Annotated in this window: 16 protein-coding genes; 11 read left to right on the forward strand and 5 right to left on the reverse strand. The window is 42.3% G+C overall.

The annotated features are described in order from the left end of the window. The first annotated feature begins 125 nt into the window (after positions 1–125). From MORIYA_RS15165 to gpsA, 3 genes are all read left to right on the forward strand, one after another. Positions 126–554, forward strand: a complete 429-nt coding sequence (locus MORIYA_RS15165) for a rhodanese-like domain-containing protein (RefSeq protein WP_112716444.1) — start codon at positions 126–128, stop codon at positions 552–554. A 68-nt stretch (positions 555–622) separates the two neighbouring features. Continuing rightward, positions 623–1108, forward strand: a complete 486-nt coding sequence (secB, locus tag MORIYA_RS15170; protein WP_112716446.1) for a protein-export chaperone SecB — start codon at positions 623–625, stop codon at positions 1106–1108. A gap of 3 nt (positions 1109–1111) precedes the next feature. After that, positions 1112–2119, forward strand: coding sequence for an NAD(P)H-dependent glycerol-3-phosphate dehydrogenase (gpsA, locus tag MORIYA_RS15175; protein WP_112718631.1), 1008 nt, complete (start codon positions 1112–1114; stop codon positions 2117–2119). 94 nt (positions 2120–2213) lie between these two features. Here the strand turns inward: gpsA and nfuA are convergent, their stop codons facing one another. Together nfuA and MORIYA_RS15185 are read right to left on the reverse strand one after the other, a co-directional pair. Then, the gene (gene nfuA / locus MORIYA_RS15180; RefSeq protein ID WP_112716448.1) at positions 2214–2792 is read right to left on the reverse strand and encodes a Fe-S biogenesis protein NfuA; all 579 of its coding nucleotides are present in this window, start codon (positions 2790–2792) and stop codon (positions 2214–2216) included. A gap of 71 nt (positions 2793–2863) precedes the next feature. Next, complete coding sequence (locus MORIYA_RS15185) at positions 2864–3577, reverse strand: ComF family protein (RefSeq protein WP_112716450.1); 714 nt, start codon at positions 3575–3577, stop codon at positions 2864–2866. A 65-nt stretch (positions 3578–3642) separates the two neighbouring features. Between MORIYA_RS15185 and bioH the strand changes: the two genes are divergently transcribed. The 5 genes from bioH (at position 3643) to MORIYA_RS15210 (ending at position 8250) form a co-directional block, all read left to right on the forward strand. Continuing rightward, complete coding sequence (gene bioH / locus MORIYA_RS15190) at positions 3643–4479, forward strand: pimeloyl-ACP methyl ester esterase BioH (RefSeq protein ID WP_112716452.1); 837 nt, start codon at positions 3643–3645, stop codon at positions 4477–4479. Between the two features lie 189 nt (positions 4480–4668). Then, positions 4669–5394, forward strand: a complete 726-nt coding sequence (locus tag MORIYA_RS15195) for a hypothetical protein (protein WP_112716454.1) — start codon at positions 4669–4671, stop codon at positions 5392–5394. A gap of 65 nt (positions 5395–5459) precedes the next feature. Beyond that, positions 5460–6044, forward strand: a complete 585-nt coding sequence (locus MORIYA_RS15200) for a DUF4202 domain-containing protein (RefSeq protein WP_112716456.1) — start codon at positions 5460–5462, stop codon at positions 6042–6044. 299 nt (positions 6045–6343) lie between these two features. Then, a complete protein-coding gene (locus MORIYA_RS15205; RefSeq protein ID WP_174216979.1) occupies positions 6344–6937 on the forward strand; it encodes a YhgN family NAAT transporter in 594 nt (197 codons plus the stop codon). A gap of 194 nt (positions 6938–7131) precedes the next feature. After that, entirely contained in the window at positions 7132–8250 is a 1119-nt protein-coding gene (locus tag MORIYA_RS15210; protein ID WP_112716460.1) for a pyridoxal-phosphate-dependent aminotransferase family protein, read from the forward strand. A gap of 163 nt (positions 8251–8413) precedes the next feature. Here the strand turns inward: MORIYA_RS15210 and MORIYA_RS15215 are convergent, their stop codons facing one another. From MORIYA_RS15215 to MORIYA_RS15225, 3 genes are all read right to left on the reverse strand, one after another. Beyond that, positions 8414–10123 carry a PglL family O-oligosaccharyltransferase gene (locus MORIYA_RS15215; protein WP_112716462.1) on the reverse strand — a complete coding sequence of 570 codons (1710 nt, stop codon included), beginning with the start codon at positions 10121–10123 and terminating at the stop codon, positions 8414–8416. A gap of 1 nt (position 10124) precedes the next feature. Further along, entirely contained in the window at positions 10125–13001 is a 2877-nt protein-coding gene (gene uvrA / locus MORIYA_RS15220; RefSeq protein WP_112716464.1) for an excinuclease ABC subunit UvrA, read from the reverse strand. 124 nt (positions 13002–13125) lie between these two features. After that, the gene (locus MORIYA_RS15225) at positions 13126–13764 is read right to left on the reverse strand and encodes a LuxR C-terminal-related transcriptional regulator (RefSeq protein ID WP_112718633.1); all 639 of its coding nucleotides are present in this window, start codon (positions 13762–13764) and stop codon (positions 13126–13128) included. Positions 13765–14190: 426 nt separating this feature from the next. Here MORIYA_RS15225 and MORIYA_RS15230 point away from each other — a divergent pair, with 426 nt between their 5' ends. The 3 genes from MORIYA_RS15230 (at position 14191) to MORIYA_RS15240 (ending at position 18381) form a co-directional block, all read left to right on the forward strand. Next, positions 14191–15564, forward strand: a complete 1374-nt coding sequence (locus MORIYA_RS15230; protein WP_112716466.1) for an MFS transporter — start codon at positions 14191–14193, stop codon at positions 15562–15564. A gap of 1 nt (position 15565) precedes the next feature. Next, positions 15566–16204: a single-stranded DNA-binding protein gene (ssb, locus tag MORIYA_RS15235; protein ID WP_112716468.1), complete on the forward strand. Its 639-nt coding sequence runs from the start codon at positions 15566–15568 to the stop codon at positions 16202–16204. Positions 16205–16464: 260 nt separating this feature from the next. Next, positions 16465–18381, forward strand: a complete 1917-nt coding sequence (locus MORIYA_RS15240) for an EAL domain-containing protein (protein ID WP_112716470.1) — start codon at positions 16465–16467, stop codon at positions 18379–18381. The last annotated feature ends 112 nt before the right edge of the window (positions 18382–18493 follow it).

The raw sequence follows: 18493 nt of genomic DNA on the forward strand, positions 1-18493 counted from the left end.
AACGTTATCTTTGAGTTATTCATAACGCTGGAGAGGAATGTATTATTGAGCTGCTTTTATTCCTTGGCACATGTATACTGCGTTGAGAAGAATCCATTATTATTAAATTTTAGAGTCATAATCACATGCAAGAATATATTGAATTTGCTTCAAATAATCCAGCCTTATCTCTCGCTTGGGTAGCTATTGCTGGTTTCCTTATTTATTCATTTGGCACCAGTGCCCTGTCAAAAGTGAAGTCGGTGAACAATCACGAAGCGACAACTTTGATGAATAAAGAAAATGCCATTATTGTTGATGTACGCGCGACAGAACATTATCGTAAGTCACATATTTTAAACGCAATTAACGTTCCTACTGCTGATATTGAGGCAAATAAGCTAACAATGATTGAAAAATACAAAAATACCCCAATCATCGTTATGTGTGACACCGGAATGAGTTCAGGTCGTGCTGCGAATCGTCTAGCGAAAATGGACTTTACTACTGTTTATAATTTATCTGGTGGCATGGCAAGTTGGCAAGAAGCTAAATTACCGACGGTTAAAAAATAATAATTTACCCGTCAGATAACTAAGCATTAATTACTCAGTTCGAATCTATAAAATATTGGAATTTACTTATGTCAGAATCAGCAAGCCAGCAAGAATTTAATATCCAACGTATTTTCATTAAAGACGTATCTTTTGAATGTCCTAATTCTCCAGTGATCTTCCAAAAAGAATGGAAACCTGAAGTTAAATTAGATCTTGATACTCGTAGCTCTAAGTTGGGTGACGGTGTATTTGAAGTTGTATTATCACTGACTGTAACCGCTAAAGATGGCGACACAGTGGCGTTCCTATGTGAAGTTCAACAAGCTGGTATCTTTAGTGTTGGCGAATTAAGCGAAGGTCAACTAGCACATTGTCTAGGTGCTTTCTGCCCAAATATATTATTTCCATATGCGCGTGAAACAATTGCTAGCTTAGTAAGTCGTGGTTCTTTCCCACAACTTAATCTGGCGCCAGTTAACTTCGATGCACTGTTTGCATCTTATGTTCAACAAGCACAACAAGCATCTGAAACTCCTGCTCCGGCTCTTGCAGAGCAAAAACTGGACTCTTAAGTGATGGCGACTGATACAGCTTTAATTACCGTTCTTGGTGCTGGTTCTTACGGTACTTCATTAGCGATGTCCTTAGCACGTAATGGTAACAAAACCGTGTTGTGGGGTCATAATCCACAGCACGTTGCCGAGCTTGCTAAAGCGCGCAGTAATGAGGCTTACTTACCTGGTATCGCTTTTCCTGATGCTTTGGTATTGGAGGCGGACCTTGAACAAGCTGTGGCCGCAAGTCGAGATATTCTGATTGTCGTGCCGAGCCATGTTTTTGGTGATGTATTAAAGCAGATTAAGCCATTTCTGCGTGAGAATTCGCGTATATCTTGGGCTACAAAAGGGTTAGAAGCTGACACTGGACGTCTATTGCAAGATGTTGCGACTGATATTCTTGGCGGTGGTTATCCATTAGCGGTACTTTCTGGACCTACATTTGCGAAAGAGTTAGCTGCGGGTTTACCAACTGCAATCAGTATCTCGTCAACGGATCCAAAATTTTCTGATGATCTCTCACACTTATTGCATTGTGGCCGTAGTTTACGTACTTATACCAATAATGATTTTATTGGCGTGCAACTTGGCGGCGCGGTTAAAAACGTGATTGCTATTGGCGCTGGTTTATCTGATGGACTTGGTTTTGGTGCTAATGCGCGTACTGCATTAATTACTCGTGGTTTGGCAGAGTTATGTCGTCTTGGTGAAGCATTAGGTGCAAAAAAAAATACCTTCATGGGTATGTCTTGCTTGGGTGATTTAGTACTAACCTGTACTGATAATCAAAGTCGAAATCGTCGTTTTGGTCTTGCACTGGGTGCAGGTAAAGGCGTTGATGAAGCACAAGTTGAGATTGGTCAAGTTGTGGAAGGCTATCGCAATACCAAAGAAGTTTATTTGTTATCTGCGCGTCTTGGTGTAGAAATGCCAATTACGGAGCAAATATATCTAGTGTTATATGAGAATAAGCCTCCAAAAGAAGCTGCTTTAGCATTATTAGCACGAGATAAAAAAGGCGAATAAATATTTTGTCTATAAAAAAAGTGACAGCGAAAGCCGTCACTTTTTTATTGCCGATTTATTTAAAATCGATCTCGATTAGATGTTTTAACCAAGTCTAATAGTAAGAATGCTCACCAGCTTGGTGCTCAGTAGCATCTTTAACAGCCGTTAGTTCTTCAGGGAACAATTCGAGTAACTGTTTTTCAATCCCTTCTTTCAACGTAAAGTCTACTTGGCTACAACCATTACAACCGCCACCAAACTGTAAGATAGCAATGCCATCATCAGTGATTTCAGTCAATACCACGTTACCGCCATGTCCTGCAAGTTGTGGATTAATTTCAGTTTGGATCACATAGTCAACGCGTTCTGTCAGTGGTGCATCATCTGCAACCGCTCTTATTTTTGCGTTAGGCGCTTTCAGTGTCAATTGAGAACCCATTTTATCCGTCACAAAATCGATATAAGCATCGGTTAGGAATGGTTTGCTCATGTCATCAATTAATGCATCAAAGCCACTGTATGGTAATACAATATCAGTACTTTCAATTGCTTCAGGTGGACAATATGATACGCCACACTCTGCATTTGCGGTGCCTGGATTAACGACGAATACACGAATGTTAGTGCCGTCTTTTTGGTTGCTAAGTAATTTTACAAAATGAGTTTGTGCCGCTTCAGTAATTGTTATCATGGTGCCCTCGTTGTCATACCTGACTAATTTACTATGTCTTTAATTGTAACGCTATTTAAGATGATAAACCACTAATCCGCTAATGTTCTGGCGATACACCATATATCAATACGTTCTATTCCTGCTGCAAATAATGTTAAGCAGGCTGCTTTGATGGTCTCACCGGTCGTGACGACATCATCTATCAGGGCGATATGTTTAACGCTAAAATGCTGAGTTACTTGAAATGCATTGTGCATATTGGCGCTACGTTCGACGGCTGTTTGTTGTGCTTGCTGCGCTGTATATCTTGCGCGGATAAACTTTTTTTCGGCAATGAGCGGTATTTGTAATTGTTTAGATATAGCACTGGCAAGTAACTGGGCTTGGTTATAACCCCGTTTGGCTTGACGTTTTTTATGTAGCGGAATGCAAATTAGCGCTTCAGGTAAACTGTAATTATGTTGCATTATATTGCTGGTGATTGTGCGGCTTAATAAACCAGAAAAGAGTAAATGCAATTGTGGTTGTTGGGAAAATTTGTATTGTTTAATTAAATATTGGCATTCTAAGGTATAGCTCATACAGGCAATTAATTGCTGCCACGGTGGTGTTTGTTGGTTGCATTCATCACATTGTTGCTGATTTTTACGTTGTGGTAGGGCGCAACGAAGGCAGTGCGAATTGGGTAAATAAGGCAGTTCTTGTAAGCATAATAAACATAGAAAAGGTTGTGGATTATCGATGGGCATATCGCATAAATAACAACGAGGTTGTAATAGTGTCATGCTGAGTTTGCGGATCATGGCTATATCTACACGTTTGATTAGTATATCCTCGTTGCTAAGTAATTCGTCAAGTGTAGAGTCAAATGTCAGAAATCGTCGCCACAGAAAGTAAAAATGCAAGCCCTTGCACAACGTTGCATGTCGATATTGTCGGTGATGGCCCAGATTTAGTGCTGTTACATGGTTGGGGACTGAATGGTGCGTGTTGGCAATCGATTGTGCCGTTATTATCTCAACATTATCGCTTACATTTAGTTGATCTACCTGGTTTTGGTTTTAGTCATGACTGTCATGTTGCCAGCGGTACTCTTGCAGATATCACTGATGCCTTAATAAAGATTGCCCCTGCTAACGCCGTTTGGTTGGGGTGGTCGTTAGGTGGACTTTGCGCCACTGATTTTGCACTGCAATATCCGCACCGGGTTTCTGCTTTGGTTACCGTTGCTAGCTCGCCGAAATTTATGGCGGCAGCTCAGGTCGAGGACTCCGCGACTTGGCCTGGCATTGCGGAACAAGTATTAGCGCAATTTCAACAACAGTTGCAACAGGATCTCTCGCAAACTATCAATCGATTTTTAGCTATCCAGGGCATGGGTAGTGCAACAGCGAAGCAAGATATTAAGCAATTAAAATCCTTATTAGCTGCTCGGCCACAGCCGCATGCACAAGCGCTTAGTAATGGCTTAACGTTATTATCGACGGTGGATTTACGTGCTCAGTTAGCAAATTTAACAATGCCATTCTATCGTTGTTATGGGCGGTTAGATTCGCTGGTGCCACAAGCGACGGTTGCGTGGATGGATAACTATCTGCCACAATCCCCTAGTTTGATATTTAAAGCGTCTTCACATGCACCTTTTATTTCTGAACCCACGCTTTTTGTTAATAAACTGCAGGCATTTATTAACAATGCGTTATAAACTCAACTAGCAGGGCTATCAGCACAAGGCGCAATATGTAGATAATCGTTATTCCATTTTTAAATATGGTAACGCTGTGTTGCTGAGCAGCCGTTATTTATGATAATGAAGGAAAGATATGTTCATACACTCACAAGCTACGATTAGTGATCTGCATTGTGTGAATGTTATCAAGGGAGACGCTAGCAGATGGTATTAGTTATGCCACCACCTTCGGGGATCCCTAATGCATTAAATCCAACCACGGCTGCGGTAGAACGTGATGCGGAAAAACGTGAGATCACCCCAGCGATCACCCCTGATAGTGCATCGGCCTCAACGGGTGATAGCACCGAAGAAAAAGATCTTCTCAGTTATCACCCGAAAAAAAATGACCCGGGTCGTAAGAAGAAACCCACTCAAAATCCATCGTTGCTTACATCTGATGACGATGAAACTGCAGTCGAAAAAGAAGATCTTGTTGATGATGTTGAGACGATCAACAATGGGTTTGAAGGTGTGACATTATCGATTGATATGACGGGTCCCCCTGAAACGATTATTGTTGCAGTGCTGTTGTTACGACAGGCGATCTTAGCTAAACCGGCCCTCAAGGTTGGCGATCGTCAACAGCTTGCCGAGATAAATCACATTATAAAAACGGCGCTAGCTGATCTATTACGGTTAAAGCAACTTGATGACGTTAAAGCGCTGGCATCAACATTACCCAGTGCAACCGGTGTATTAAAAGGTAAAGATGTGCATGCTCACGTTGTCGCATTGGATGATCTTTTTGCTGCTTCTTTTGATGATGACGTGGGCGTAGCAAAGGGGGTTGTATCAGCAAAATTCAAATTGGCCGGCGCCGTTGTTGGTTATTTTTATGGCGAGAATATCGAACCACAACCACCTTCTCAGATCGATCACCAAGAATAATTATAGATAACTTTCTGTGGGCTTTGCTAGTATGGACTTATAACCATACTAATAACGAGGATGTCATGTCAGAGCAACGGATAAAGCAAGCAATACAATTAATTGATGAAATAAATCAGGGTGATCCAGTCAGTGAAATTGTAGATGGAATAGCACAGCCAAAAGAATGGTTATATGGTCTGCGTATGAGTGAATGCTTGGCTGAGTTTATACCTGAAGCATCCACAGCATTGCAGATAGCTGCACGAGCACAACATATTAAACGTTGGAGTATTCCACGCAGCGAGCATCCACTCGGACGTGAAGGTTATTACAAATGGCGTCAATCATTGGGTCGCCTGCATGCAGAGGAAGCCATGGCGATTGCTGCACAAGTAGGTTGTGAACAAGCCGAAATACAAGCAATTGGCCGTATGTTACGCAAAGAAAAAATCAAGCGTGATCCACAAGTACAAGCGCTAGAAGATGTTATCTGCTTGGTATTCTTAAAATATTATTTTACCGCGTTTGCAGAAAAACACACACCCGAAAAATTGATTGTGATTGTGCAAAAGACTTGGGCTAAAATGTCAGAAAAGGGCCATGAAGCGGCATTGAAATTACCGTTTACACCAGAGCAGCAAGCGTTACTGGCTAAAGCGCTCGGTTAATATTTTACGCTGGATTTAATACTGCAAATTCACTGCCGCTTACTTGAGTTGCAGTGAATAATGCCTCCTATCTGCTAAGCTTCTTCTCTTTCTTATATTACGTTTCTTAATTACGTTAATTGAACCTGCAAATCCATTGAGAATATCAGCTTAGTGTTAGCTTTAATCCCTATTTTAATCGTGTTCTTATTTATTATTATCTGCTAATTAAATACTTTATATCTATAATCTCTCTGGTATATTGAGCTCAGCAATTACATTCGGCTAATTGGATGATTTAGGGAGTAACGTTAATGGAAATGGAAATAATCTCGGCAGCGGTGATGCTATTTTTGATCATGGATCCACTAGGTAACTTACCTATATTTTTGTCTATTTTAAAACACATTGATAAAAAGCGTCGACGTGCAGTCATGATCCGTGAGTTGCTAATTGCCCTGTTTGTAATGCTGTTATTCTTATTCTTAGGTGAAAATATCCTAGGTTTCTTAAGTTTAAAACAAGAAGCGGTGAGTATCGCCGGTGGTATTATTTTATTCTTGATTGCCATTAAGATGATCTTCCCGACCGAAGGTGGATTAACCGGCCTCGCAGCAGGTGAAGAACCCTTCATTGTGCCTATGGCGATCCCATTATTAGCGGGACCGTCAATCCTCGCTGCCTTGTTGTTATTAGCCCATCAAGACCCCGATAAAATGTTTGAATGGTCTGCAGCCTTGCTAATTGCCTGGGGTTTAAGTGCCTTTATTTTGATGTTTTATGAAGGGTTTAACCGTATTCTCGGTGACAAAGGCCTAGCCGCGGTCGAGCGTTTAATGGGTATGTTATTAGTGATGATATCAGTACAGATGTTACTGGATGGTATTGCTGATTATCTGGCGACGTTAAGCTGATAAACTGCCATTGTTGTTGGTTTTTTGTAAGCAAAACTTTGCTTTATTGTTTGCAATACGCTGCCGCAATGGTAAATTAATCTATCTTAATACCTAACTAAGCTTAACAGAAAGTTTAGAATGTATGGCAAAGCAATATCATTTAGGGATACTGCTTCTGATCATAAGTTCTCACCATATGACAAGGAAAGTGAATGAGCATTACCTCTTTTTACCCACCACAACGTACGTTGATGGGCCCAGGTCCTTCAGATGTTTATCCGAACGTATTACAAGCATTAAGCCGCCCGACCATTGGCCACCTTGATCCGACATTTATAAAAATGATGGATGAAGTAAAAGAACTGCTGCAATATGCATTTCAAACCAAGAACCCTTGTACTATGGCTGTTTCTGCTCCGGGTTCTGCTGGGATGGAAACTTGCTTTGTGAATTTAATTGAGCCAGGTGACAAAGTCATTGTCTGTATCAATGGTGTGTTTGGTGGCCGTATGGCTGAAAATGTCACCCGCTCTGGTGGTGTACTGGTGAAAGTTGAAGATGAATGGGGTCAACCTGTTGATCCGGCAAAATTGGAAGCTGCGTTAAAATCCCATCCGGATGCCAAAATTGTCGCCTTTGTACATGCGGAAACCTCAACCGGTGTACTTTCGGATGCCAAAACATTATGTGCGTTAGCAAGACAATACGGTTGTTTATCCATTGTTGATGCGGTGACATCACTTGGCGGTGTTCCTCTGTATGTCGATGATTGGGGTATTGATGCGATTTATTCTGGTACCCAGAAATGTTTGTCGTGTGTGCCGGGGATTTCACCAGTGAGCTTTAGTCCTGCTGCGGTGGCCAAAATTAACAGCCGGTCTGTTCCTGTGCAAAGCTGGTTCTTAGATCAAACACTGGTGATGAGTTATTGGTCAGGTGAAGGTAAACGCAGTTATCATCATACTGCGCCGGTAAATACCTTATATGCATTACACGAATCTCTGGTGCAATTACAAACTGAAGGCCTAGAGAATGCCTGGGCGCGTCATGCACAACAACATTTAGCACTACGTGCTGGTTTAGAAAAAATGGGCATTGAGTTTATTGTTGATGAGGCGTGTCGTTTACCACAGCTTAATACCGTCGTTATTCCTGACGGTGTTGATGACGCAGCTGTGCGTAACCACTTATTACAAACCTATAACCTTGAAATTGGAGCCGGTCTGGGGGCATTTTCAGGCAAAGCATGGCGTATTGGTTTGATGGGTTATGCGGCACGTGCTGAAAATGTGGCATTGTGTTTACGTGCACTAGAAGAAACGTTGAACTAAAGAATAAATTTGGCACTAAAATACGCTCTAGATTAACGTAGGTTAAATTAGCGTGGTGTGGTTCCGTTAATCCAGCGTATGAATATGCAAAAAGCCACACCTCATGGATCCTGACGTGTGGCCTTTTGGGTTTTAGTCTGTAGTAATAAACGCCGGTTATTATCTACTGAGATTGAGTGGTATCCGCCTGACTAGCGGCAAATCGTTGCACCAATCGATTGCGTGGGTAGAGATGTACTGTCTGTTGCATTAATACCTTCGCCGCTTGGTTTTTCCCAAGCTTGGTTAATACGCGCACCCAATTAATATAAACATTCGCTCTGGGTGTTCTCTGACTTATCTCTGAGGCCCAATTTAAATAGTTATTCAGCTCTTCGATGTCATTGTTGTACATGGCGATTTGCAAGCGATACATCATGGCATTGAACTCTAATCGGGTGATCCAAGCCACCGGATTAACGATTTTTGTTAGCGGGGTTATATCACTGCGATCACTGCGCTCATATTGCGTGAGCAGTTTATTGGTATGCAATGTGGTTAACATGAATAAGCCAGTAACCAGGGGGATCAATAAAGCTAAAGTACGTAATAAAAAGGTGTAATTGAACGCGATGCTCTGCGTATTGCCATAACGACTGCCGATATACCAAACCAAGGTTAAGAATACGAGCCAGTGCACGATTGCATGGTAAAATGGGTATTCGGTTTGGCTATGTAACACTAACGGAAATACCAGCCCTAACAATGCCAATGCTTGCCATACTGGTTGTTTGAGGATAATGTGCAGGAAGCCGACAACCAATAAAGCGATGCCGGATAACGCTATCAAGCCACCTTCAATGCCCCAATACAATAATTCATTATGGGGGTGATCAAGATTCTCTGGTGATCCTGGTAAGGCCAATCCTTGGCTTAGCGCGTCACTGTATGAGTTAAGATAAGCCACTTCAAAACTACCATAACCCCAACCTAGTATTGGTTTGTCTAACCACATAGCCAAACCATGTAGATAGATAGGAACACGTGCGCCTGGATCGGTGAGAGCTGCAGCTGAACGCGCGACTTTTTCGGCAGTTTCTAATGAATAAGCACCAATGCCAACCGCGATGACACAGCAAACTAGCCAAAGAAATAAGCTTTTTGATTGTTCTGTATCACGTAATTGTTGCCACGCCCAAGGTAATAGCAGCAATGGTGCGATCAATAATGACAAATAACCAGTGCGAGACTGCAATAACACCACAGGAATAACGGCCATGAAGGTGGTGACATAACAAAATAGACGTTTTTTTTGTTCATCCAATTTCGTTTGTGTCAGCAGGTATAAGGCGAGAGCAATCCCGGTTGTTAAAAATGAAGCGGAAACATTGGGTTGTTGAAAAATACCATAAGGGCGATTGGCAATCTTCTGATAACCAACGGTATTATTGACTGGTAATAAGTAATATTGCACCAGACTAAATAACGCCTCGACAAATACCGCCGCTAATATTAGATACAATAACAGCAGCCGTTGTTGTTGATTAAGCTGCAATTGTTGTAAGGCAATAAAAAACAATAACCCCCCGATTAAACCGAATAATCGGGTATAGCTGAGACCTGCAACTATTGGGTCGGCATATAATACCGGAATGAGCATCACTAGCGTGGCGGCGATAAACATTAAGCTCAGTGGGGAGTAAACCAACTTCCCTTGCACTGTTGCTTGCCACAGGCCAATGCCGATTAAGGTTGAAATAAACATCCAACCTATGGCATTAAAAGGCAGGTGCAGACCTGAACCGCCACCATTATGCTGAAAATAGTGCATCCCGATCAGCATATAGACGGCGAACGTAATGAAAAATCCTTTTTTCAATGGTGTTAAGTTCATACTATGACTCTTGGTTAATAATATTCAGTTGGTTGATGGTACTAAGCTGTTTCGCGCGTGCTAGCATAGGTTTTAAGAAACGTGCGGTATGGCTATCAGGGTGCTCCGATACCGTTTCCGGTGTCCCTACAACCAGAATTTCACCGCCGCCGCTGCCACCTTCAGGGCCGAGATCAATAACCCAATCTGCCGTTTTCACTACATCAAGATTATGTTCAATAATGACGATGGTATTGCCGTGATCACGTAAGCGATGTAATACTTTCATGAGTAACTTAATATCATGAAAGTGCAGCCCTGTGGTGGGCTCGTCTAAGATATACAAGGTTTGGCCGGTATCGCGTTTAGATAACTCTTTCGCCAGTTTCACCCGTTGTGCTTCACCACCGGATAACGTCGTCGCGGATTGGCCAAGGCGTATGTAAGACAGCCCTACATCCACTAAGGTTTGTAACTTACGGGCGATAGGGGGGATCGGTGCAAAGAAGGCATTGGCTTCTTCGACGGTCATATCCAATACTTCGTGAATATTTTTGCCTTTGTAGCGGACTTCCAATGTTTCACGGTTATAACGTTGGCTCTTACAGTTGTCACAAGGAACGTACACATCCGGTAAGAAGTGCATCTCAACTTTGATTAGGCCATCACCTTGGCAAGCTTCACAGCGGCCGCCCTTAACGTTGAAGCTAAAGCGTCCTGGTTTATAACCACGTGAACGCGCTTCGTGGGTGCCTGCAAATATCTCGCGGATAGCCGTGAAAATACCGGTATAGGTTGCTGGGTTAGAGCGTGGAGTACGTCCGATTGGACTTTGATCAATATCGACGACTTTATCAAGCTGATCTAAGCCTTCAATCGAGGTATAAGGTAACGGGGTTGTCACTGTTGCGCCATTTAATTCGATATGGGCGATCTTAAAGAAGGTATCATTAATGAGAGTCGATTTACCTGAACCTGATACACCGGTGACACACGTCATCACGCCAATCGGCACGGACAAATCAACATTTTTAAGGTTGTTACCGCTGGCACCTTTGAGATGTACCCATTTGCCGGTTAATGGGGTGCGTTGCGCTGGCACCGCAATGCACTTACGGCCACTGAGGTAATCTGCGGTCAGTGAATGTTTACTTTTTAAGATATCATCAATACTGCCTCTGGCAACGATCTCACCACCGTGTACACCAGCGCCTGGACCAATATCCAAGATATAGTCGGCAGCGCGGATCGCATCTTCATCGTGTTCAACCACTATCACGGTATTACCAAGATCACGTAGATGGATCAGGGTTTGCAATAAGCGTGCGTTATCCCGTTGATGTAACCCGATCGAGGGCTCATCGAGTACATACATCACGCCAACTAAGCCTGCACCAATTTGGCTGGCAAGACGAATGCGCTGCGCTTCACCACCAGATAATGTTTCGGCGCTGCGTTCTAAGCTTAAATAATTCAGGCCAACATTGACTAAGAAACCCAGACGATCACCAATTTCTTTCAGGATCTTTTCGGCTATCAGGCCTTTTTGACCCGATAGCGTCATTTTGGAAAAGAATTCGTATGCTTCACCAATCGCCATACGTGATACTTCTGGCAATGTTGTTTCTTGAATATAAACATGGCGAGCTTCTTGGCGCAGTCGAGAGCCTGAGCAGGTTTCGCAAGATTTGGTGGTTAAGTATTTACCGAGCTCTTCGCGGACCGCATTGGATTCTGTTTCTTTGTAGCGGCGCTGCATGTTGGGAATAATACCTTCAAAAGCGTGGCGGCGAATGACAATATCACCGCGATCATTGACATAGTTAAATTCAATCTCTTGTTCGCCACTGCCTTGTAGGATGTAATCTTGTACTTCAGGGGTTAAGGAATTAAACGGTTTGGTGACATCAAACTTATAGTGCTTAGCCAGTGAGCTGAGCATTTGGAAGTAATAAAAATTACGTTTATCCCAACCGCGGATGGCCCCCCCTGAGAGACTAAGATCCGCATTAATGATGACACGTTCGAGGTCAAAGTATTGTTGGACACCAAGACCGTCACAGGTATGGCAGGCGCCAGCTGGATTGTTGAATGAGAAGACCCTTGGTTCAAGCTCGGTCATGCTGTAACCACAATGGGGGCAAGCAAAGTTAGCCGAAAACACGATCGGCTCTGCCTCGCTATCATCCATATCGGTAATATAAGCGGTGCCGCCAGACATATTGAGTGCGGTTTCAAACGATTCCGCCAGACGCAGTTGCAGATCATCACGCACTTTAAAGCGATCGATGACAACCTCAATGGTGTGTTTTTTATGTAGGTCTAAGGTTGGTGGATCGGACAGATCACAGATTTCACCGTCAATACGCGCGCGGATATAACCTTGGCCGGCTAAACTGGCCAGGGTTTTAACATGCTCACCCTTACGCTCTTTCACGATCGGCGCGAGTAATATCAGTTTACGGCCTGTCTCTAATTCCAACACATGGTCCACCATTTGGGTAATGGTTTGTGCCGCTAAAGGGGCATTATGGGTTGGACAGCGTGGTTCACCAACACGGGCAAATAATAAGCGCAAGTAATCATAGATCTCGGTAATAGTGCCGACCGTTGATCGTGGGTTATGGGATGTGGATTTTTGCTCGATGGAGATCGCCGGTGACAGACCTTCAATATGGTCGACATCAGGCTTCTCCATCAAGGATAAGAACTGTCTGGCGTAGGCAGAAAGCGATTCTACATAACGGCGTTGACCTTCTGCATAAAGCGTATCAAATGCTAATGACGATTTTCCAGAACCCGATAACCCAGTGATCACAATCAGCTTATTTCGAGGTAGTTCAACATTGATATCTTTAAGGTTATGGGTGCGTGCGCCCCGAACAATGATTTGATCCATACATAACTCACACTACATAAAATAATCAATCAGTATCGCATATTAGGGCTTGCTAGGCATCACTTTAGAAGAAACTCTGTTCAATATTCAGAATGCCGTCTGGTGACACAGAATGAGCTAATTTTTAGATCAGATTTTCTTTTGCCCAAGATACCGCTTGCAGGCGATTTTTGACTTTGATCTTTTTAAATACATTATATAAATGTGACTTGATCGTATGCTCACTGACATATAATGCGTCGGCAATTTCTAAATTTGATGATCCCGTCATTAGCTGGCGTAAGATCTCTTGTTCACGTGTCGTTAGCTCAGGTTTTCGGTCTAAATCAACGGCTTTAGTTGAACGATAAATAGAGATCAAGGAGCTTAGAGTGCGTCTTGGCATCCAGAATTCACCTTCAGTGATCTTTTGTATGCCTTTGCACACCACATCGAGTTCATCACGCTTATTAAACACGCCGAATATCGATGGCCAAGTGGAAATGTTTTCCATCGTGGTATCATCACTTAAATTAATCAATGCTAACCGAAACATACCGTGATATTGCTTCAATTTGTTTTTCAGTTGTTCTTGCGAAGTGGCACTGAGATTATCGGTATCAACGAGTAATAATAAGTTGTCATCAATTGAGATCCGTTCAACCTCGGCTACGTCACGCAGCTGTTGCACGGGTATATCGAGTTTAGCTCTTAAGCAAGAGACTAACGTGGCAACTTGCAGACTAGGCTGAGACAGCAGTACTACATTTGGGTAATCCGACATATGATTAAATCCTTTAGTTTGTGTGGTGATATCCATATCTATGCTTAATTGCATTATAAAGCGATTAAACTTAGCTAATGACTTAATTAAGGTGTTAAATGTAGTTAACATATCGGGGTGGCATAAATGAGTCAAGTTGGCATTGAGTTTTATCTCGACTCATACTTTTATCTTTTAGTTATATTGATGGTTTAATAGGCTGTAAAACTTTTGTTTTCATTGTGTTAGCCAATTATATTGGCGTTTTATTTCGTTAGATAGTATTAACTTGGTGTTTTACGGTGTTTTTTGTTTTTTGTTTTTTGTTTTTTGTTAATGCTAAAGCATGGCTAGCATCATTGTGGTTGTTTTAAATAAAATTTTATTGTCAGCTGGAATGACGTGTTAACATGGCGCTGTAAATATTAAGGGGTTGATGGGTTAATTATGGATAATGTGGCTTTATCTAAATTAGAGCAAAAAGCAGCAGTGTCGTTAGCATTGGTCTTTGGCTTAAGAATGCTTGGTTTATTTATGATCATGCCGGTTTTTGCTATTTATGGACGCGATTTAATTGGTTATTCACCACTTTGGGTCGGTATCGTCATTGGTGCTTATGGGTTAACCCAAGCGATATTGCAAATACCAATGGGACAATTATCTGACCGTATCGGTCGTAAGCCGGTTATTATTGCTGGTTTAGGTTTGTTTTGTTTAGGCAGTATTGTTGCAGGTATGGCTGATTCCGTTTACGGTGTGGCGTTTGGACGCATAATCCAAGGTACGGGGGCTGTTGCCAGTGCCATTCTTGCGTTAGCGGCTGATATAACCCGTGAGCAACAACGACCGAAAGTGATGGCTGTCATCGGTATGTGTATCGGACTGTCCTTTGCTTTTGCGCTGGTGGCTGGACCGGTTTTAGCACAGTGGATCGGCCTTAAAGGTATTTTCTTTGTCACCGCAGCATTGGCTATTGTGGGTATGTTGGTGGTGCATTATATTGTACCAAACCCGACAACCAAAGCACCTGCTGGTGATGCGAGTACCAATAGCAACAAGTTAAGATCCATGTTGCGTGATCCGCAATTATTGCGTCTCGATGTTGGTATTTTTTTATTACACTTAACTCTGACGGCGGTATTTGTATCACTGCCATTTGAATTAGAAGCGGCAGGACTGGTTGGTGAGCACCATTGGTGGGTATATTTCCCGGCATTACTGCTATCATTCGTACTGATGGTACCTATGTTGATTATTGCGGCGAAAAAGAAAATGAATAAACAATTTTTCTTATTCGCGATTGCATTAATGGGCCTTGCGCTGTGTGTAATGGGTTTTGCAAGTGGTAGTGTATGGTTGTTTGCACTTGCTATCGTTTTGTATTTTACCGCCTTTAACTTTTTAGAAGCCTCGTTACCAGCGATGATCTCGATGTCGGCACCTGCGGGTGCAAAGGGCTCGGCAATGGGCATCTATTCAACATCACAATTTGCGGGTGCATTTTGTGGTGGTATTATCGCCGGTAGCTTATATTCTCAACTGGGTTCACAAGGTTTATTCTTTATCATTGCTGCTGTAATGATAGTGTGGTTTGGTATTTCTTTGGGTTTAGAAAATGTCGGTCAAGTGAAGGCGCATACCATCGCAGTGACGATCGCAAATCAAAGAGAAGCTGAATTAATCGCCGAAAAGCTAATATCGCTTTCCGGTATTAATGAAGCTGTAGTAGTATTAGAAGAGCAGGTTGCTTATTTAAAAGCGACTAAAGATTTTGAAATAGACCAGGCTTTGAACCTGGTTCGTGAACAGCACAGGAGCTAGCATGGCCAGTCGTGGCGTAAATAAAGTAATTATTCTTGGTAATTTAGGTAATGATCCTGAAATCCGCTCATTTCCAAATGGTGGCGCGGTTGCCAATCTAACAATTGCGACAAGTGAATCATGGCGAGATAAGCAAACTGGCGAACAACGTGAGAAAACAGAGTGGCACCGTGTTGCAGTATTCGGTAAATTAGCTGAAATTGCAGGTGAATACTTACGTAAAGGTTCACAGGTGTATATTGAAGGTGCATTACAAACACGTAAATGGCAAGATCAAAATGGCCAAGACCGTTACACTACAGAAGTAGTAGTACAAGGTTTTAACGGTGTAATGCAAATGATTGGTGCTCGTCAAGGCGGTCAACAACAGCAGCAAGGTGGCGGTACTTACAATAGTAATAGTAACCAACAGTCACAACAGCAGAATCAAAATGCGGATTGGGGTCAACCACAACAATCTGCTGCTGAACCGCAACAACAGGGTGGCGGTTATAATAATAGTAACCAACAACCACAGCAAGCATCACAACAGGCGCCACAGCAGCAAACTCCAGATCCGACTTCGACACCTCAACAGCAAGCTCCGCAGCAAGGTTTTAACGAACCTTCAGCTGATTTTGATGATGATATCCCGTTCTAGCTCCCGGCTTAAACGGACATATTGATACATCATTGTTGCTTAACAAGATGATATAAAAACCTCGATTTTTCGGGGTTTTTTACTATTTAGCTGTTAATTTCTCGCGAACTTGCAACATGACACCGTGTGTCGTGTTGGGTGTTTTATCTGTTATTCGCGATAAAATGAAGTAGAATCTGTGCAGATACGGTAAGTTCGTTATCGTCGGTAATATTAAATTTTACAAAATTAGATTCTGATATAGGGATGTATAAGAATATATGAAATTCACTAATAAACTGATTGGTTTTATTATTTTTTGTGTGCTCTCATCAGTCGGTGTGGTGCTGTTCGGCGGCGGCGTTAGTTTACGTGGTCTCGCGATTGAAACCCAAAAACAAAATATCTCTCGATTGATTGATGTGATGGATGAGCAGTTGGCAATGGAAGACAGCGAACCACGCTTTGCATTCTGGCTGCCCGAATTATTACGTGCGCATTCGGTATTAGAGCTTACGGTGGAAAAAAATGGCATCGTCAGTTACGACTTTAAGGCGCTAACGCCAGATACCTTTGCCGTCACTTCCTTTCTGAAAGAATACCATTTTGAGTTGCAAGAAAATAGTGATTTCACGGTTAAAGTTGTCATGCTTTCGCCGTATTATGCGATGGAATACCCACCGGAATTATTCACCGGTGTAACTATGGGGTTACTCATTGCTTTGTTCGGGTTAGTTATTGCCATTCGGTTGCTTAAAAAGGGCATGTATGGGGCTGAATTACTGTCCACGCGCAGTTATAAGATCCTCAATGGCGATCACGTTAAAGTAGCGGTGGGTTCTGAGTCTGAGTGGCCCAAAGCAACCAGCCGTGCGTTTGATAAACTCATTGCGGATCTCGAAGATACCAAACAAGAGCGTAGTCGTTTTGATTCTTATATGCGTACCAATGCCTTTGTTGACGCATCTACTGGTATTGGTAATCGTGATTTCTTTTTAAATCAATTAGAAGCGATGTTATCCGATCCCGGTGTCATCGCGGGTACCGTTATCAAGATTGAACTCTATGAATTATCACAATTAAATTATAACCATGGTGTTGCAGATGTCGACGGAATGGTGAAATCGGTCAGTGAACTGTTAAGTAAATTTGTCGACCGTTTTACTGGGTCTGTACTGGCGCGCTACCGCGGTGATCAGTTTATGATTTTGCTACCTAGGATCACCGGGTCGGAATCTGAAATTGTGCTGAAGCAGCTGTATAAACTGCTAACCAGAGTGGGCTTATCAACGCCGGTCGATTGCGATGAGTTATTTTATACTGGTGTCGCTATCTATCATTATGGCGAACAGGCAGAAGAGGTATTAGAAAACGTTGATCAAGCCTTAAAAATTGCGGTGTTACAAGGTTGTTCAGGTTGGTTTTTATATGAGCAAGATGAGCAAACGCCTATCTATGCCAAAGGTACCGTAAAATGGCGTAGCTTGTTTGAGCAAACTTTTAAGAATAATGCGTTTCATTACGAGCAGCAAGTAATTCTAAGCATGGCTGATAATCAGGTATTAGGTCATGAAATTTACCCAAGATTGCAAGATGAAAATAATGAATGGATTCATGCTGGGGTCTTTTTGCCGATGGCAGAGAAGTGTGGTGTATTGAAACGTATTGACCGTTTGACTGTGGAATATGCAATTTCTAATTTAGAGATGAATGAGCCTATTGCCTGCGGGATAAATTTAGATATTCAAAGTTATTTAGATAAGCGTTTTATGCGCGCTGTGTACTTAGATATTATTCGCTTACCCACGGCATTACGTTCATTATTGTATTTTGAGATCCATGAATATCAAATTAATCGTAATCTAGAGATGTTATTAGAACCGGCTAAAAACCTTAAAACACTCGGTTGTTGCATCACTGTGGATATGGTTGGTCAGGATGTGGTGGATTCCTCTTATATTAAGAAGTTAAACGTGGACGTTATTAAGCTCCACCCGAGTTTGGTGCGTGATTTACATAAACGCCAAATCAATCAATTAGCGATTCGAAGTATTCTTGGTGGCTCTGTTAACTTGGTCACGACGGTGGTCGCTGTTGGTGTTGAGTCGAAAGATGAATGGGATGCCCTCTATAAACTGGGTGTGTATGGAGCTCAAGGTTATTTTTGTAATCAAGTCAGAGTATTGGCAGAGTCTTAAAGTGACTTTACGGTGATGATGTTACTATTTTAAAAGATTGTTATTGTGCTAATCTCACACTTTGCTTACTACTTAAAGCTGATTGAAGTATGATGGCTATCAAGTGATTTAT

The organism is Moritella yayanosii (assembly GCF_900465055.1).
GTDB lineage: Bacteria > Pseudomonadota > Gammaproteobacteria > Enterobacterales > Moritellaceae > Moritella > Moritella yayanosii.

Coding starts and splice junctions, on each gene's coding strand:
- MORIYA_RS15240 (WP_112716470.1), top strand. CDS start 16,465: ATGAAATTCACTAATAAACTGATTGGTTTTATTATTTTTTGTGTGCTC.
- MORIYA_RS15225 (WP_112718633.1), bottom strand. CDS start 13,764: ATGTCGGATTACCCAAATGTAGTACTGCTGTCTCAGCCTAGTCTGCAA.
- MORIYA_RS15215 (WP_112716462.1), bottom strand. CDS start 10,123: ATGAACTTAACACCATTGAAAAAAGGATTTTTCATTACGTTCGCCGTC.
- MORIYA_RS15210 (WP_112716460.1), top strand. CDS start 7,132: ATGAGCATTACCTCTTTTTACCCACCACAACGTACGTTGATGGGCCCA.
- MORIYA_RS15200 (WP_112716456.1), top strand. CDS start 5,460: ATGTCAGAGCAACGGATAAAGCAAGCAATACAATTAATTGATGAAATA.
- gpsA (WP_112718631.1), top strand. CDS start 1,112: ATGGCGACTGATACAGCTTTAATTACCGTTCTTGGTGCTGGTTCTTAC.
- MORIYA_RS15185 (WP_112716450.1), bottom strand. CDS start 3,577: ATGATCCGCAAACTCAGCATGACACTATTACAACCTCGTTGTTATTTA.
- ssb (WP_112716468.1), top strand. CDS start 15,566: ATGGCCAGTCGTGGCGTAAATAAAGTAATTATTCTTGGTAATTTAGGT.
- MORIYA_RS15195 (WP_112716454.1), top strand. CDS start 4,669: ATGGTATTAGTTATGCCACCACCTTCGGGGATCCCTAATGCATTAAAT.
- bioH (WP_112716452.1), top strand. CDS start 3,643: ATGTCAGAAATCGTCGCCACAGAAAGTAAAAATGCAAGCCCTTGCACA.
- MORIYA_RS15165 (WP_112716444.1), top strand. CDS start 126: ATGCAAGAATATATTGAATTTGCTTCAAATAATCCAGCCTTATCTCTC.
- secB (WP_112716446.1), top strand. CDS start 623: ATGTCAGAATCAGCAAGCCAGCAAGAATTTAATATCCAACGTATTTTC.
- MORIYA_RS15230 (WP_112716466.1), top strand. CDS start 14,191: ATGGATAATGTGGCTTTATCTAAATTAGAGCAAAAAGCAGCAGTGTCG.
- nfuA (WP_112716448.1), bottom strand. CDS start 2,792: ATGATAACAATTACTGAAGCGGCACAAACTCATTTTGTAAAATTACTT.
- MORIYA_RS15205 (WP_174216979.1), top strand. CDS start 6,344: ATGGAAATAATCTCGGCAGCGGTGATGCTATTTTTGATCATGGATCCA.
- uvrA (WP_112716464.1), bottom strand. CDS start 13,001: ATGGATCAAATCATTGTTCGGGGCGCACGCACCCATAACCTTAAAGAT.